The sequence below is a fragment of the Pseudomonas sp. BJP69 genome (assembly GCF_007633355.1).
GTDB lineage: Bacteria > Pseudomonadota > Gammaproteobacteria > Pseudomonadales > Pseudomonadaceae > Aquipseudomonas > Aquipseudomonas juntendi.
Map to the genome: position 1 here is coordinate 1,280,852 of NZ_CP041933.1, position 14,369 is coordinate 1,295,220.

At 63.7% G+C, this 14,369-nt stretch carries 10 protein-coding genes and 4 tRNA genes; 9 read left to right on the top strand and 5 right to left on the bottom strand.

Annotation, left to right across the window (positions count from 1 at the left end; all coding sequences use genetic code 11):
* The first annotated feature begins 50 nt into the window (after nucleotides 1-50).
* On the top strand, nucleotides 51-1,424 hold the full coding sequence (rmuC, locus tag FPB55_RS06015) for a DNA recombination protein RmuC (protein WP_178097534.1): 1,374 nt from the start codon (nucleotides 51-53) through the stop codon (nucleotides 1,422-1,424).
* Here rmuC and FPB55_RS06020 read toward each other — a convergent pair.
* A complete protein-coding gene (locus tag FPB55_RS06020; protein WP_009686216.1) occupies nucleotides 1,396-4,872 on the bottom strand; it encodes a PAS domain-containing hybrid sensor histidine kinase/response regulator in 3,477 nt (1,158 codons plus the stop codon). The genes rmuC and FPB55_RS06020 overlap by 29 nt on opposite strands.
* A 260-nt stretch (nucleotides 4,873-5,132) precedes the next feature.
* Here FPB55_RS06020 and FPB55_RS06025 point away from each other — a divergent pair, with 260 nt between their 5' ends.
* From FPB55_RS06025 to FPB55_RS06040, 4 genes are all read left to right on the top strand, one after another.
* Nucleotides 5,133-5,864 carry a GntR family transcriptional regulator gene (locus tag FPB55_RS06025; RefSeq protein WP_144187743.1) on the top strand — a complete coding sequence of 244 codons (732 nt, stop codon included), beginning with the start codon at nucleotides 5,133-5,135 and terminating at the stop codon, nucleotides 5,862-5,864.
* Nucleotides 5,865-5,963: 99 nt separating this feature from the next.
* Complete coding sequence (locus FPB55_RS06030; protein WP_144187745.1) at nucleotides 5,964-7,238, top strand: MFS transporter; 1,275 nt, start codon at nucleotides 5,964-5,966, stop codon at nucleotides 7,236-7,238.
* A gap of 23 nt (nucleotides 7,239-7,261) precedes the next feature.
* Entirely contained in the window at nucleotides 7,262-8,095 is an 834-nt protein-coding gene (locus FPB55_RS06035; protein ID WP_144187747.1) for an amidohydrolase family protein, read from the top strand.
* A 139-nt stretch (nucleotides 8,096-8,234) separates the two neighbouring features.
* Nucleotides 8,235-10,112 carry an MFS transporter gene (locus FPB55_RS06040; RefSeq protein WP_144187749.1) on the top strand — a complete coding sequence of 626 codons (1,878 nt, stop codon included), beginning with the start codon at nucleotides 8,235-8,237 and terminating at the stop codon, nucleotides 10,110-10,112.
* 9 nt (nucleotides 10,113-10,121) lie between these two features.
* On the opposite strand, the gene sugE is transcribed toward FPB55_RS06040, so the two are convergent.
* The 3 genes from sugE to rdgC form a co-directional block, all read right to left on the bottom strand.
* Complete coding sequence (sugE, locus tag FPB55_RS06045) at nucleotides 10,122-10,439, bottom strand: quaternary ammonium compound efflux SMR transporter SugE (protein WP_009686221.1); 318 nt, start codon at nucleotides 10,437-10,439, stop codon at nucleotides 10,122-10,124.
* Between the two features lie 122 nt (nucleotides 10,440-10,561).
* Nucleotides 10,562-11,533 carry a bile acid:sodium symporter family protein gene (locus tag FPB55_RS06050; RefSeq protein WP_115293526.1) on the bottom strand — a complete coding sequence of 324 codons (972 nt, stop codon included), beginning with the start codon at nucleotides 11,531-11,533 and terminating at the stop codon, nucleotides 10,562-10,564.
* A gap of 185 nt (nucleotides 11,534-11,718) precedes the next feature.
* A complete protein-coding gene (gene rdgC / locus FPB55_RS06055; protein ID WP_009686222.1) occupies nucleotides 11,719-12,639 on the bottom strand; it encodes a recombination-associated protein RdgC in 921 nt (306 codons plus the stop codon).
* A gap of 217 nt (nucleotides 12,640-12,856) precedes the next feature.
* On the opposite strand from rdgC, the gene FPB55_RS06060 reads away from it, so the two are divergent.
* The 4 genes from FPB55_RS06060 to FPB55_RS06075 all read left to right on the top strand — a co-directional run bounded on the left by FPB55_RS06060 (nucleotide 12,857) and on the right by FPB55_RS06075 (nucleotide 13,358).
* Nucleotides 12,857-12,932, top strand: a tRNA-Val gene (locus FPB55_RS06060).
* Nucleotides 12,933-12,945: 13 nt separating this feature from the next.
* A tRNA-Asp gene (locus FPB55_RS06065) sits at nucleotides 12,946-13,022 on the top strand.
* Nucleotides 13,023-13,192: 170 nt separating this feature from the next.
* A tRNA-Val gene (locus FPB55_RS06070) sits at nucleotides 13,193-13,268 on the top strand.
* A gap of 13 nt (nucleotides 13,269-13,281) precedes the next feature.
* Nucleotides 13,282-13,358 (top strand) — tRNA-Asp (locus FPB55_RS06075).
* A gap of 108 nt (nucleotides 13,359-13,466) precedes the next feature.
* Here the strand turns inward: FPB55_RS06075 and map are convergent.
* Nucleotides 13,467-14,264 (bottom strand): type I methionyl aminopeptidase, encoded by a 798-nt coding sequence (map, locus tag FPB55_RS06080; RefSeq protein WP_225624710.1) that lies wholly within the window; start codon nucleotides 14,262-14,264, stop codon nucleotides 13,467-13,469.
* Nucleotides 14,265-14,369: the final 105 nt, after the last annotated feature.

The following is a 14,369-nucleotide window of genomic DNA, read 5'->3' on the forward strand; positions in this document are numbered from 1 at the left end:
GGATCATGCAGCTCCAGCGCCGTCAGGGGGCACGGCAGGGCGAGCAGGCATTGCTGGAGGAGCGCCTCAACGCCGCCCAGTTGGCCCAGGCCGGGCTGCAAGCGCAGCTGGATGCCAGCCGCGACGAAATCAGCGACCTCAGCGAAGCCAATACCCTCAAGCAGAGCCAGCTGGCCGCCCAGGGCCGTGAGCTGGAGTTGCTGCAGATCGACCGCGACAACGCCCGCGACGCCGCCCATGCCTGGCACCTCGAACGCGCCAACCGCGAAGCCGAACTGCGCCGCCTGGAGGCGCAGAGCGCACGCCTGGAGGCTGAACTGCGCGAACAGCAGGAAAGCCACCAGCAACGCCTGGAAGACCTGCAAGAAGCCCGTGACACCCTGCGTGCCCAGTTCGCCGAAATGGCCACCAAGATCTTCGACGAGCGTGAGCAGCGCTTTGCCCAGACCAGCCAGCAGCACCTTGGCCACTTGCTCGACCCCCTCAAGGAACGCATCCAGTCGTTCGAAAAACGGGTCGAGGAGAGCTACCAGCAGGAAGCCCGGGAGCGCTTCTCGCTGGGCAAGGAGCTGGAGCGCCTGCAACAGCTCAACCTGCGCCTGTCCGACGAAGCTACCAACCTGACCCAGGCACTGAAGGGGCAGAAAACCCAGGGCAACTGGGGCGAGTTGATTCTCGAGCGGGTACTGGAGCATGCCGGCCTGGAGAAGGGCCGCGAGTACCAGACCCAGGTCAGCCTGAAGAGCGCTGATGGCGAGCGCTTCCAGCCCGATGTGCTGATCATGCTGCCGGGCGACAAGCAGGTGGTGGTGGACGCCAAGGTCAGCCTCACGGCCTACCAGCAGTTCGTTTCCAGCAATGACGAGGCCGCGCTCAAGCAGCATGTACAATCGCTGCGCAGCCATGTCAAAGGCTTGTCGAGCAAGGATTACAACCGCCTCGAAGGCCTGCACAGCCTCGACTTCGTGTTGCTGTTCGTGCCCATCGAGGCGGCCTTCTCGGCGGCCCTGCAGGCGGAGCCTAACCTGTTCCAGGAAGCCTTCGACCGGCAGATCGTGATCGTCAGCCCCACGACCTTGCTGGCGACGTTGCGGGTGATCGACAGCCTCTGGAAGCAGGAACGCCAAGGCCAGAACGCCCGGGAGATCGCCGAGCGGGCCGGCTGGCTATACGACAAGTTCGTCCTGTTCATCCAGGACCTGGACGAGCTGGGCAGTCGCCTCCAACAGGTGGACAAAGCCTATGCTGCGGCGCGCAACAAGTTGTGCGAGGGGCGCGGTAACCTGGTAAGCCGCAGCGAGCAATTGAAGTTGCTCGGCGCCCGCGCCAGCAAAAGCCTGCCGCCCGACCTGCTGGAACGGGCGCTGGCCGACGCGGCGGTGGCCGATCAAGCGCTTACTGAACCAGGCTCAGATGGCGATTGAGCATGGCGCGCAGGGCCGCAGGCTTGACCGGCTTGGCCAGGTAGTCGAGGCCGGACGCATGCACCAGGGCAATGGTTTCCTTGCTGCCGTCGGCACTGATCACCACACCCGGTACGGGTTCACCCAACCGCGCACGTAGCCAGCCCATCAGCCCGGTGCCGGTCTCGCCGTCGTCCAGGTGGTAGTCCACCAGCGCCAGGTGCGGGCGCAGGCCGTGGTCCAGCAAGGCGGCGCATTCGGCCTGGTTACGCGCAGTAGACACCTGGCAACCCCAACGGCTGAGCAGGCTGTTCATGCCGATCAGAATGCTGTCTTCATTGTCTACGCACAGTACCTGCAAGCCTGCCAGCGGCTGGCTCGCCTGTTCCAGCGGGGCGGGCTGTGCCGGCGCGGCCTGGCGGGCGATGGGCACACTGACCCGAAACACCGTACCTTTGCCTGGCCATGAACGCACTTCCAGTGGGTGGCCGAGCACCCGGCACAGGCCGTCGGCGATCGCCAGGCCCAGGCCCAGGCCCTTTTCGGCACGGGTCTGATGGCTGTCCAGGCGCTTGAACTCCTGGAAGATCACCTGCAGCTTGTCGTCGGCGATGCCTGGGCCGCGGTCCCAGACTTCCAGCCACAGCCGACCGCCCTGGCGCCGTGCCCCCAGCAGAATCGGGCTTTTGCCATAGCGCAGGGCGTTGGTAAGAAAGTTCTGCAGCACCCGGCGCAGCAGCTTCATGTCACTGTCCACCCGCAGGCGGCTGCCGCGCAGGCGGAATTCCAGGCCCTTCTCGGCAGCCAGCAGCTTGAACTCGGCGCCGAGGGTGTCGAACAGTTCGGTAAGGGCGAAGGGCTTGGCGTCTGGCGTGATCTTGCCGTTTTCCAGGCGCGAGATGTCCAGCAGGTCGCTGATCAGCTCCTCTGCCGAGCGCAGCGAGCTGTCCATGTGCTGCACCAACTGCCGGGCTTCTTCATTCATGCCTTCGGCCTGCTGCGACAAGGCGGCGGAAAACAGCCGTGCAGCATTCAACGGTTGCATCAGGTCATGGCTGACTGCAGCCAGGAAGCGGGTCTTGGACTTGCTGACCGCTTCGGCCTGGCTCTTGGCTTCGGATAAGGCCTGGTTCAGTTGCGACAGTTCATGGGTGCGCTCGGCCACCCGTTGCTCCAGGCCTTCGTTGGCATCGCGCAGTGCCTGTTCGGCCTCGCGGAACGGCGTGATGTCGGTGAAACTCATGACGAACCCGCCCCCGGGCATCGGGTTGCCGATCAACTCGATCACCCGGCCATTGGGGAACAGCCGTTCGGACGAGTGCGCACGGCCCTGGCGCATCCAGTGCAGGCGGCGCGCCACGTGCACCTGTGCTTCGCCGGGGCCGCACAACCCGCGCTCGGCGTTGTAACGGATGATGTCGGCAATCGGCCGGCCGACACTGATCAGCCCCTCCGGGTAGTTGAACAGCTCAAGGTAACGGCGGTTCCAGGCCACCAGGTGCAGGTTCTGGTCGACCACACTGATGCCTTGGTTGATGTTTTCGATTGCTCCCTGCAGCAGGGCGCGGTTGAACTGCAGGACTTCGCTGGCTTCATCGGCGATGCGTACCACGTCTTCCAGCTGCATGTCGCGGCCTTCGATGGCCGCCTTGACCACCGCGCGGGTCGACGAGGTGCCCAGCACGCCGGCCAGCAGCCGTTCGGTGTGTTCGATCCAGTCGCCGTCCGCGTTCTGGTTGGGGTTGAAGCCCTTGCCCTGGCGGTAGGCAAAGCGGATGAAGCTCTGCCGGGCGCGCTCTTCGCCAACAAAGCGCGATGCCAGGGTCAGCAGGTCGTCGATCTGTACCGCCAGCAGCGGCTTGCTGCTGGGCCGGGCGCTGGTCTGCTGGCCAATGAAGCGGCCAGCCTGCCAATGTTCGGACACCCGCGTGCGCGACAGCAGCGACACCCAGGCGAACAGGGTGAAGTTGCCCGCCAGCGACAACACCACGCCTTGGGTCAGGGGGCTGATTGGCAGGTTCAGCGGGTTGCCGTGCAGCCAAGCCAGCCCTGGGAACACCTGCAGGGGCCAGCCCACACTGTGCGCGGCAATCGGCAACACCAAGGTGTAGAACCACAGGAAGATACCGGCAGCCAGGCCGGCAAACACACCGCGGCGGTTGGCCTGCTTCCAGTACAGCGCGCCGAGCATGGCCGGGGTCAATTGGGTCACGGCGGCAAACGCGATCTGGCCGATGGTTGCCAGGCTGGCGGTCGAGCCCAGCAGGCGATAGCTGACATAGGCCAGCAGCAGGATCACCACGATGGTCACCCGGCGCACCGAGAGCATCCAGTGACGGAAGGCTTCGAACGGCCGTTCGGCATTGTTGCGGCGTAGCAGCCAGGGCAGCAGCATGTCGTTGGAGACCATGGTCGACAGTGCCACGGCCTCGACGATGACCATGCCGGTGGCTGCCGAGGCGCCGCCGATGAACGCCAGCAGCGCCAGGCTCGGGTGGGCCTCGGCCAGCGGCAGGCTGATCACGAACGAGTCGGAAATCACGGCCCCTGGCAGCAGCATTTGCCCGGCCAGGGCAATCGGCACCACGAACAGGGCAGCCAGCCCCAGGTACAGGGGGAACACCCAGCGGGCCAGGCGCAGGTCTTGTGGTTCGATGTTCTCCACCACGGTAACGTGGAACTGCCGCGGCAGGCAGATGATCGCCATCATCGCCACGGCGGTCTGCACCACCATGGAGGGCCAATTGATGGTCTCCTGCCAGTAATCCTGCAACTGAATCGACTGGCGTGCCTGGCTGAACAGGTCGCCGAAGCCGTCATACAAGTTGAACACCACGAAGATGCCCACAGCCAGGAAGGCCAGCAGCTTGATCAGCGATTCGAAGGCAATGGCCAGGACCATGCCACGGTGGTGTTCGGTCACGTCCAGGCTGCGCGTGCCGAACACGATGGCGAACAGCGCCAATACCAGCGACACCACCAGCGCGGTGTCCTGGACGCGTGTGCCGGTGGCGTCGGCACTGGCGCCGATCAGCAAGTTCACGCCCAGCACGATGCCCTTGAGCTGCAGGGCGATGTAGGGCAGCACGCCAACCAGGCAGATCAGCGCCACCACCACCGCCAGGGTCTGCGACTTGCCATAGCGTGCGGCGATGAAGTCGGCGATCGAGGTGATGTTCTGCTGCTTGCTGATCAGCACCATCTTCTGCAACACCCAAGGCGCAAAAATCAGCAGCAGTACCGGGCCCAGGTAGATCGGCAAGAACGCCCACAGTTGTTCGGCGGCCTGGCCAACGGCGCCGAAGAAGGTCCAGCTGGTGCAGTACACGGCCAGCGACAGGCTGTACACCCAGGCACGCAGCTTGGGCGGCAACGGCGTGCTGCGGCGGTCGCCATAGAAGGCGATGGCGAACATGATGGCCATATAGGCCAGGGCGACCACGGCGATCAGCCCGCTGGACAACGACATGAAAACTCCGAAGCAATAAGATAACGCGGTCCCGATCTACCAGTCTGGCACGCTGGTGGCGCTTCGTCAGCGCCGACGATGGTCGCAGTGGCGCGTGGTCGCAGGGCCCGGCTTCGCTGACCGGTACCGGCCCTGTCGCCAGCAAGGCAGCTCACGCCTCAGAACCGCGACAGGCGGAGGATTGACAGCCCGGCATACGCGGGGAATACTGCCTCCAGAATTCATATATATGTTTATATAACAACAAGAGAGCGAGACCCATGCGCCCACTGTCCGGTGATGCTCGACTGCCTCGTTACCAACAACTGCGCGACCACCTGCTTGAGCAGATTGCCAACAACCGCTGGCGCCCAGGCGAAGCGATCCCGACTGAGGCTGCCTTGGCCACCGAGTTCGACATGTCAGTCGGCACCGTGCGCAAAGCCGTGGACGTACTGGTGGCTGAAGGCGTGCTGGAGCGTCAGCAGGGGCGCGGTACCTTCGTGCGCCGCCCGCAATTCCAGTCTTCGCTGTTCCGGTTCTTCCGCTTCGAAGCCGCCAATGGCCAGCGCGCGGTGCCTGAAAGCCGCATTCTTGCCATCGAGCCGATGACCGCGCCTTCGGCGGTCGCCGAAGCACTGGGCCTGGCGGTTCACAGCGAGGTGATCCGAATTGTCCGTACGCGTCTGCTCGGCGCCCAGCCGGTACTGGCCGAAGAAATCTGGTTGCCGCGCCAGACGTTCCAGCCGTTGCTGGAGGTCGACCTGAACAGCGAGGGGCCGCTGCTGTACCCCCTCTACGAAGCACTGTGCGGCCAGGTGGTCGCCTACGCCGAAGAAACCCTCACCGCCGAAGCGGTTGACGCGGCGCATGGCCGTTTGCTGCAACTGCCGGCCGGCAGCCCGGTGGTGGTGATCGAGCGCCTGGCCCGGGACTACGCCGGCAAGCCGCTGGAATGGCGCCGCTCACGCGGCCATGCGCAGCACTTCCGCTACCGCATCGACATTCGCTAAGCCGGCGGCTGCACCCCGTTTCCCTCTGCGCCGTGCACACGCGGCGCGGTGGCTTCGCTTGCCTGGCGGTCACAGGCACACACTAGAAGGATAACAATCATGTTCAGTTGGTATCGCCAGATCACCTCGCGGGAACGCAAGACATTCTGGGCCTGTTTCGGCGGCTGGTCGCTCGATGCGCTGGAAGTGCAGATGTTCGGCCTGGCCATCCCGGCGCTGATCGCCGCGTTCTCCCTGAGCAAAGGCGATGCCGGCCTGATCAGTGGCCTGACCCTGGTGACTTCGGCCATCGGCGGCTGGCTGGGTGGCACCTTGTCCGACCGCTACGGCCGCGTGCGGACCCTGCAGTGGATGATCCTCTGGTTCTCATGCTTCACCTTCCTCTCGGCGTTCGTCACCGGTTTTTACCCCTTGCTGTTGGTCAAGGCCATGCAAGGCTTCGGTATCGGCGGCGAGTGGGCTGCCGGCGCCGTGCTGATGGCCGAGACCATCAACCCGAAATACCGCGGCAAGGTCATGGGCACGGTACAGAGCGCCTGGGCCGTGGGCTGGGGCCTGGCGGTGGCATTGTTCATGCTGATCTACTCGCTGGTGCCGCAGGAATTTGCCTGGCGGGTGATGTTCTTCGTCGGCCTGTTGCCGTCGTTGCTGATCCTTTGGGTACGCCGCAACGTGCCCGAGCCGGACAGCTTCCAGCGCCTGCACAACGCCAATGCCATCCCTGCCAGCTTCCTGCACTCCATGGCCGGCATCTTCCGCCCGCAGCTGTTGCGCGTGACCTTGCTGGGCGGCCTGCTTGGCCTGGGCGCCCATGGTGGGTACCACGCGGTGATGACCTGGCTGCCGACCTTCCTCAAAACCGAGCGCAACCTGTCGGTGCTGAACTCCGGTGCTTACCTGGCGGTGATCATCCTGGCCTTCTGGTGCGGTTGCGTGGTCAGCGGCCTGCTGATCGACCGCATCGGCCGGCGCAAGAATGTTCTGCTGTTCGCCCTGTGCTGCGTGCTGACCGTACAAGCCTATGTGTTCTTCCCGCTGACCAACACGCAGATGCTGTTCCTCGGCTTCCCGCTGGGCTTTTTCGCCGCCGGTATCCCGGCCAGTCTGGGGGCGTTTTTCAATGAACTGTACCCGGCCGAGGTGCGCGGTGCCGGGGTGGGCTTCTGCTACAACTTCGGCCGCGTACTGTCGGCAGTGTTCCCGTTCCTGGTCGGCCACATGAGCGAGTCGATGTCCTTGGGCAGCGCCATTGGTATCGACGCTGGCATCGCCTATGGCGTGGCGGTGATCGCCGCCTTGTGCTTGCCGGAGACCCGCGGGCGCACCCTCGAAAATGCCACGGCGCCGCACACCGCCGGGGCAGTTGCCAAATAACCTGACTTTTCTGTATGAGAGCCATGCCCGACGTACCTCCTTTACACCTGAGCGCGATCGACAGCCACGCCCACGTTTTCAGCCGTGGGCTGGCGCTGGCCAGTGAGCGGCGCTATGCCCCTGATTACGATGCGCCGCTGGGCGACTACCTGGGCCAGCTGCTGGCCCATGGTTTCAGCCATGGCGTGCTGGTGCAGCCGAGTTTCCTCGGCACCGACAACCGCTACCTGCTCAGCGCCCTGCAGGCGGTGCCGCAGCAACTGCGCGGGGTGGTGATGCTGGCGCCCGATGTCGAGCCACACACCCTTGCCGACATGGCCCGGTCAGGCGTGCGTGGTGTGCGCCTGAACCTGATGGGCCAGACCCTGCCGGACCTGGCCAGTGGCCGCTGGCGACCGCTGCTCGAACGCGTTGGCGAACAAGGCTGGCACCTGGAACTGCACCGGCAGGTGGCGGACATACCGGCACTGGTCCGCGCGCTACAACCCTATGGCCTGAACATCGTCATCGACCATTTCGGCCGCCCCGATGCCCGCCGTGGGCTGGGCCAGCCCGGGTTCGCCGAACTGTTGACCCTGGGCGGGCAGGGCAAGGTTTGGGTGAAGGTGTCGGGGATCTACCGGTTGGCGGGGGCGCCGGACGAGAATCTGGCCTTCGCGCGCTCGGCACTGTGCGCGCTGGAAGCGCACTACGGCGCCGAGCGCTTGATGTGGGGCAGTGATTGGCCGCATACCCAGCATGAGTCGACGATCAGCTTTGCCACTGCAGTGCAGCAGTTCGAGGCCTTGGGTTGCTCGGCCCAGCTGCGCCAGGCCCTGCTGGTGGATACCGCGCGGGCTTTGTTCGGTTTCGAATGAGCGCCTGCCGGGCGCGATCGACCCGCTGAGCGTGGCGGGTTCTGCCCCTGCGCTTGCCAGCCGCTGCCTTTCCCATGCAGATTTGTGGCTTGGTGCGCCCGGCGCGCCTCCAATTGAAAAGCCATCAGGACCAAGGACGATGAGTCATTCCTCGCAATTCACCTTGCTCGGCAAGCGGCGCTTCCTGCCGTTTTTCATCACTCAGTCGCTGGGTGCCTTCAACGACAACCTGTTCAAGCAGTCGCTGATCCTGGCGATCCTGTTCAAGCTCAGCCTGGGCGAGGGTGACCGGTCGATCTGGGTCAACCTGTGTGCCTTGCTGTTCATTCTGCCGTTTTTCCTGTTTTCGGCGTTGGGTGGGCAGTTTGGCGAAAAGTTTGCCAAGGACGCGCTGATCCGCGCCATCAAGCTGGCCGAGATCGCGATCATGGCGGTCGGCGCCCTGGGCTTCATCACCAACCACCTGGCGCTGATGCTGGTGGCGCTGTTCGGCATGGGCACGCATTCGGCGCTGTTCGGCCCGGTGAAGTATTCCATCCTGCCCCAGGCCCTGCGTGAAGAAGAGCTGGTCGGTGGCAACGGGCTGGTCGAAACCGGCACCTTCCTTGCCATCCTGGCAGGCACCATCGGCGCCGGGGTGATGATGTCGGCCGACAGCTACGCCACCGTGGTGGCCGGGGGGGTGGTCGGCACTGCGGTGCTGGGCTACCTGGCCAGCCGCTGGATCCCGCGGGCAGCCGCGGCCTCGCCGAACATGCCGCTGGACTGGAATATCTTCAAGCAATCCTGGGTGATCCTGCGCATGGGCCTGGGCCAGCCGCCGGCAGTGTCCCGCTCGATCGTCGGCAACTCGTGGTTCTGGTTTGTCGGTGCCATCTACCTTACGCAGATTCCGGCCTACGCCAAGGACTGGCTGCACGGTGACGGCACCGTGGTAACGCTGGTGCTGACGCTGTTCTCGGTGGGCATCGCGCTGGGCTCGCTGCTGTGCGAACGACTCAGCGGGCGCAAGGTGGAAATCGGCCTGGTGCCATTCGGCTCGTTCGGCCTGACCTTGTTCGGGCTGCTGTGGTGGTGGCACTCTGGCGATGTGCCAGCGGCCGCTGCGCCGCATGACTGGCTGGCGCTGCTGGGCATGAGCCAGGCCTGGTGGATCCTGCTGTCGATCATGGGGCTGGGGGTGTTCGGCGGCTTCTATATCGTGCCGCTGTATGCCTTGATTCAGGCCCGCACCGGCGAAGACCAGCGCGCCCGGGTAATCGCGGCCAACAACATCCTCAATGCCCTGTTCATGGTGGTGTCGGCACTGCTCACCATCCTCCTGCTGGGCCTGGCCAAGCTGAGCATCCCCCAGCTGTTCCTGGTGGTGTCGCTGCTCAATATCGCGGTCAACGCCTACATTTTCAGGATCGTGCCCGAGTTCACCATGCGCTTCTTGATCTGGCTGCTCAGCCATTCGATGTACCGCGTGCAGCACCGTGACCTGCAGCGCATTCCCGACCAGGGTGCGGCGTTGCTGGTGTGCAACCATGTCTCGTTCGTCGACGCGCTGCTGTTGGGTGGGGCGATCCGCCGGCCGATCCGCTTTGTCATGTACTACAAGATCTACAACCTGCCGGTGCTCAACTTTGTCTTCCGTACCGCAGGGGCCATCCCGATTGCCGGGCGCAATGAAGACCAGGCCACGTACGAGCAGGCCTTCGCGCGCATTGCCGCGTATCTGGCCGACGGCGAACTGGTGTGCATCTTCCCGGAGGGCAAACTGACCGGTGATGGTGAAATCGATGTGTTCAAGGGGGGCGTCAAGCGCATCCTTGAAGAAACCCCGGTGCCGGTGATTCCGCTGGCCTTGCAGGGCTTGTGGGGCAGTTTCTTCAGCCGCGACCCACGCAAAGGCTTCTTCAAGCGGTTGTGGTCGCGGGTGACCATCGTGGCCGGTGCCGCCATCCCGGTGGAGGCGGCGCAGCCAGAGGCCCTGCGTGAGCAGGTCAGCCGCTTGCGCGGCAACCTGCGCTAGGGGAGGGGATCAGCTGGCGCTGACCTTCAGGCCGACCAGGCCGGTGATGATCAGCGCCACGCTAACCAGGCGTACCAGGGCCATGGATTCGCCGAAAAGAATAATGCCGGCGATTACCGTGCCCACGGCACCCACCCCGGTCCAGATGGCGTAGGCAGTGCCCAGCGGCAACTCCTTCATGGCCAGGCCCAGAAGGCCGAGGCTGATAGCCATGGCGGCGACGGTGAGTACGGTGGGCAGTGGCTTGCTGAAGCCGTCGGTGTATTTGAGGCCTACGGCCCAGCCGACCTCGAACAGGCCGGCGAAGAACAGGATGATCCAGGACATGGTGCTTCTCCATCGTGGTGAATGATGGGGCCGTCCCCGTAATGATCACGCGGTGCGTCGTGAGGTCGTCCTCACAGTGAGCACTATAGTGCACACCTGCAGGTTTCAGGGCAAGCCTGGCGTCACCCTCGATGCCTGGCCTGTTCCACCCCTTCAGCCTGCTCCCCGGGCTCACCCATGCGCCGGAACCAGGTCGACAGCAGAGCCCCGGAAATATTGTGCCAAACGCTGAACAATGCACTGGGCACCGCTGCCAGGGGCGAAAAATGCGCCGCTGCCAATGCCGCCCCCAGCCCCGAGTTCTGCATGCCCACCTCCAGCGCCAGTGACTTGCGCTGGGCCAGTGGCAGTTTGCACAGCCTGCCGGTCAGGTACCCCAGCAAGTAGCCAAAGCTGTTGTGCAGCACTACCACTGCCATGATCAGCAGTCCCGATTCGGCAATTTTTGCCTGGCTGGCCGCCACCACTGCGCACACGATCATCACGATGCTCACCACCGACACCAGCGGTAGCACTTGCACAGCCGCCTGCACGCGGGCACCGAGCAAACGCTGGGCGATAACGCCCAGCACGATCGGCAGCATCACCAGTTGCAGGATCGACCAGAACATGTCCATGAAGGACACCGGCAGCCACGCCGAGGCCAGGAACCAGATCAGGGCAGGGGTCAGCAGTGGCGCCAGCAGGGTCGTGACGGCAGCAATTGCCACGGCCAGGGCCAGGTCGCCCCGAGACAGCCAGACCATCACGTTGGAGGCCGTGCCACTGGGGCAACAGCCAACCAGGATCACCCCCACGGCAATTTCCGGCGGCAGCTGGAACAGCTGGCACAGCAGCCAGGCCATGCCCGGCATGATCACGAAGTGCGCAACCACCCCCAGCATCACCCGCCAGGGCTGGCGGGCGAGGGCGGCGAAGTCGTCGAGCTTGAGGGTGAGGCCCATGCCGAACATCACCAGCCCCAGCAGCGGCACGATGGCTACCTTCAAGGCGATGAACCATTGCGGTTGCAGGAAAGCCAGCAGGGCGAACACCAGCACCCACAGGGCGAAGGTGTTGCCGACAAAGCGGCTGAGGGCGGCGAGGGCACGCATGGGTCAATTCCTTTTCTATTTATGGCTTCAGGCATTTCACTGGCCTCTTCGCGGGCTTGCCCGCTCCCACAGGTACATCACAGTATTCAGGCCCTGTGTTGTACCTGTGGGAGCGGGCAAGCCCGCGAAGAGGCCAGCACTGTCCAGGGATTTCTCCCAAGCCAGCACCGGCATTTCGAACTGCATCAGACCCCCTGCGGAATCTCCTCGCCACCCAGGGCCTCGAACAGCACCGGCAAGAATTCGGCAAAGGTCATCATCATCAGCTGGAAGCTGGCGTCGAACTGCTGGGCCGCCTCATCGCCACCGTCCTGTTCGGCCTGCTCCTGCAGCAGCTCTTCGAACTTCAGGCGCTTGATGACCATCTTGTCGTCGAGGATGAACGACAGCTTGTCCTGCCAGGCCAGGGCCAGTTGGGTAACCACCTTGCCGGTGCTCAGGTGCAGCTGGATTTCTTCGCCGGTCAGGTCCTGGCGTTTGCAGCGCACGATGCCACCGTCTTCGGCGGTGTCGCGCAGTTCGCACTCGTCCAGCACGTAGAAGCCTTCAGCAGCCTGTTGCGACTTGACCCAGTCGGTCATGGTGGCAACCGGTGCGATTTTTACCGTGGCTGGGCGCACTGGCAGCGAGCCCATCACTTCACGCAGGGTCGACAGCAGGTCTTCGGCACGCTTGGCGCTGGCCGAGTTGACCAGGATCACACCCTGACGCGGGGCAATGGCAGCGAAAATCATCGAGCGGCGGATGAACGCGCGCGGCAGGAAGGCCTGGATGATCTCATCCTTGATCTGGTCGCGTTCCTTCTTGTAGACCTTGCGCATCTGCTCGGTCTCGATCTCTTCGACCTTTTCCTTCACGGCGTCATTGACCACGCTGCTTGGCAGGATGCGTTCTTCCTTGCGTGCGGCAATCAGCAGGTACTCGCCGCTGACATGCACCAAGGGCGCGTCTTCGCCTTTGCCGAACGGTGCGATGAAACCATAGGTGGACAGCTCCTGGCTGGCACAGGCGCGGGCCGGCTTGCTGGCCAGGGCGGCCTCCAGCGCTTCAGGCTCGAACGGTACTTCCTGGGTCAGGCGGTAGGTCAGCAGGTTCTTGAACCACATGCGGGGCAATCTCTCATTAATGCATAAGGCGGGCATTATTCTCCGAGCAGTGCTCCCAGGCCAACCCTGTCAGAGGGCCAGCAGTGGTTAATGGCGCAAGAAAACGCCTGGCAACGCTAGGTCTTTGAAAGGCCTGAGGTTTTTTTTGAAGAAAGTTTAAAAAGTGCTTGCCAGGGTGCAGGGGCGTACGTAGAATGCGCGCCACACCGAGAGACATGGGTGATTAGCTCAGCCGGGAGAGCATCTGCCTTACAAGCAGAGGGTCGGCGGTTCGATCCCGTCATCACCCACCACTCGATGTATAGCGCAGCGGTAGTTCAGTCGGTTAGAATACCGGCCTGTCACGCCGGGGGTCGCGGGTTCGAGTCCCGTCCGCTGCGCCATATTCAACTTCCAGGGCCCACTGAACACCCGGAAGTTAAAAAGAAAGCGACCTTAGGGTCGCTTTTTTTTTGCCTGAAATTCTGTGCCTGATTTAAATGCGCAAAAACTTCGATAAGGGCTTGCCAGAGCGAAAAGTCGCCCGTAGAATGCGCGCCACACCGAGAGACATGGGTGATTAGCTCAGCCGGGAGAGCATCTGCCTTACAAGCAGAGGGTCGGCGGTTCGATCCCGTCATCACCCACCACTCGATGTATAGCGCAGCGGTAGTTCAGTCGGTTAGAATACCGGCCTGTCACGCCGGGGGTCGCGGGTTCGAGTCCCGTCCGCTGCGCCATATTCAACTTCCAGGGCCCACTGAACACCCGGAAGTTACAAAGAAAGCGACCCTAGGGTCGCTTTTTTTGTGCCTGTATGCTTCAAGAGCCCGCAGAGCGCTTCAGTTTCAGCCCCGGCGTTCTTCTTCACGCAACGTCAGCACTTCGAAACCGTCGTCCGTCACCGCCACCGTGTGCTCCCACTGCGCCGACAAGCTGTGGTCGCGGGTAACCACCGTCCAGCCATCTTTCAGTTCGCGCGTGCCGCGCCCACCCTGGTTGATCATCGGTTCGATGGTGAACACCATGCCTGGCTTGAGCTTCATGCCCATGCCGCGCTGGCCCACATGCAACACCTCCGGTGCTTCATGCATCTGCTGGCCGATACCATGCCCACAGTATTCGCGCACCACGCTGTAGCCCGCGGCCTCGGCATGGGCCTGCACGGCGTGGCCGATGTCACCCAGCGTGGCCCCTGGGCGCACCTGCTCGATGCCTTTCCACAGCGCTGCATAGGTGGTGTCGACCAGGCGGCGGGCCTCGTCACTGATGGTGCCAATGCAGTACATCTTCGAGGCGTCGGCGATGTAGCCGCCCTGTTCCAGGGTAATGTCGACGTTGACGATCGAGCCTTCCTCAAGCACCTCGTCGGCTTTGGGCATGCCATGGCACACCACATGGTCCACCGACGTATTGAGCGAGTAGGGGAACCCGTACTGGCCCTTGCTCGCAGGCCGGGCCTTGAGCGTTTCGACAATGTAGGCTTCGGCGCGGTCGTTGATTTGCAGGGTGGTCACGCCGGGGCGGATGAAGTTGTCGAGGTCAGCGAATACCTGGGCCAGCAACTGGCCGGCCCGGCGCATCAGCTCGAGTTGGGCGGGGGTCTTGAGGATCACCTGGGGCATGGGGAAAGGGCGGTTGCTCATGCTGGAATTTGCCCCAGCATAGCGCCAGCGGGTGTGAAGTTGCCACCGCATGGTGCGCAGGGTGCGCACGGTACGCCAGAGCGCGGGCGTGGTAGAAGCGTCTGC